This is a genomic window from Sphingomonas sp. RS6 (assembly GCF_054489705.1).
Window position 1 is genome coordinate 1 of the sequence record NZ_JBTMWM010000021.1, and the last position, 1,988, is coordinate 1,988.

At 68.7% G+C, this 1,988-nt stretch carries 2 protein-coding genes; both read right to left on the bottom strand.

From position 1 onward, the window contains the following. Positions 1-25: 25 nt before the first annotated feature. Positions 26-1,585, bottom strand: coding sequence for an IS66 family transposase (gene tnpC / locus ACX40Y_RS18170; protein ID WP_459120982.1), 1,560 nt, complete (start codon positions 1,583-1,585; stop codon positions 26-28). A 55-nt stretch (positions 1,586-1,640) separates the two neighbouring features. Beyond that, positions 1,641-1,988: an IS66 family insertion sequence element accessory protein TnpB gene (gene tnpB / locus ACX40Y_RS18175; protein WP_459120981.1), complete on the bottom strand. Its 348-nt coding sequence runs from the start codon at positions 1,986-1,988 to the stop codon at positions 1,641-1,643.

Genomic DNA, 1,988 nt, shown 5'->3' on the forward strand with positions numbered 1-1,988 from the left:
GTAAACGTGGTCTGCAGGCCGCAGATTATGCGGCTTGCGCGGTTGGCTGATCGACCGGCTGGTTCCAGTTCCACGGCAGGAGCTCGTCCCAGCGGCTGGCTGGCCAGTCATCGGCGATCTTCGCGATGACATCTGTGATATAGGCCTGCGGGTCGACCCCGTTGGCCTTGCACGTCTGGATGACGGTGTAGATGGCGGCGGCACGTTCGCCGCCCACGCGCGAGCCGGCGAACAGCCAGTTGCGGCGACCGATGGCGACACCCCGCAGCGCGCGCTCGGCGATATTGTTGTCGATCTCCAGCCGGCCATCGTCGAGGAAGCGCGACAGCGCCGGCCAGCGCTTGGTGCCATAGGCAATCGCCTTCGCCATGTCGGACTTGGGCGACAGGCGACGCAGCGCGGTGTCGAGCACCTCGCACAAGGCCTCGACCAGCGGTTTGCTGCGTTCCTGCCGCGCCCGGTGCCGGATATCCGGTGGCTGGCCGCGCACCTCGGCCTCGACGGCGTAGAGCGCGCCGATCCGCTCCAGAATGTCGGTAGTCAACGGCGTGGAGGTGCGCTCATGCAGGTCAAAGATCTTGCGCCGGAAATGGGCCCAACAGGCCACTTCAGTGGCGCCGCCCCGATACAGCCCGTCATAGCCGGCATAGGCATCGGCCTGGAGGAATCCGCGAAAGCCGGCGAGATGCGCCAGCGGGTGGGCCGCGGTGCGGTCCGGCGTGAAGCGATACCAGGTTGCGCGCGGCGCCGTGCTGCCCGAGGCCTGGTCATCGGCCGCGTACACCCATAGCCGCCCGGTTGCGGTCTTGCCACGGCCCGGGTCGAGCACCGGCACCGGGGTGTCGTCTGCGTGGATCTTGTCGGCTTTGAGGACTTCGTCGCGGATGCGGGCGACGACGGGATCGAGCAAGGCGGCGGCCTGTCCGGCCCAACCGGCCAGCGTCGAGCGGTCGATGTCCAGCCCTTGCGCCGCCATCATCTCTGCCTGGCGGTACAGCGGCAGGTGATGCTCGAACTTCGACACCACGACATGCGTCAGCGTCGCGAAGCTGGCCTTGCCGCGCGCGACGGCGCTGGCCGGTGCGGGTGCCTGGACGATCTTGTCGCAGACCCGACAGCTATATTTTGGGCGGACGTTGCGCACCACCCGCCAACGCACCGGCACCACGTCGAGCATCTCATGCGCATCCATGCCCAGCCGGCGCAGCGCGCCGCCGCAATCGGGGCAGGTGCAGGCGCCCGAGGCCGGTTCGTGGACGACCTCCTCGCGCGGCAGGTGCGCCGGCAGGCTGCGGACCGGTGCTGGCCGCGCGGTCGCTTCCGACGGGCGCTCCTCTATTGGCGCCGCATCGCGCTCGGCTTCCAGCTCTTCCAGCGCCAGTTCCAGCTGCTCGATCTCGCGGCCCAGCTTCTCGGACGAGGCGCCGAACTGCATCCGCCGCAGCCGCGCGATCTGCCCGCGCAAGCTGTCGATGAGCAGATCGCGGGCGGCGAGCGCGGCATTGGCCCGGGCCAGCAACGCCTCCAGCGCGGCGATCCGCGCGGTGGCATCAGCAGAGGAAACGGGCGCTTCCGACACCCGGATTTGCTAGCAGATCGCAGCGTTTAGGGCGAGCAAAAGCGACGCAAAACCGCCGGTTTCAGCCCGCCAGCGTCGGCGTGTATGTCCGCTCGGGGCGGCGCCAGTCGATGCCCTCCAGCAGCATCGACAACTGCGCCGGTGTCAGCACCACCGTTCCGCTTGCCGTCACCGGCCAGACGAAACGGCCCCGGTCGAGCCGCTTCGAAAACAGGCACAGGCCTTGTCCGTCGAACCACAGCAGCTTGACCAGATGCCCGCGCTTGCCGCGAAACGCGAACAGCGCGCCCGAATGCGGGTCTTTCGCCAGCACCTGCTGCACCAGCACCGCCAGGCCATCGAACCCCTTGCGCATGTCGGTCACGCCGCACGCCAGATATACCCGTGTCGGCAACGGCGCCGGGCTCAC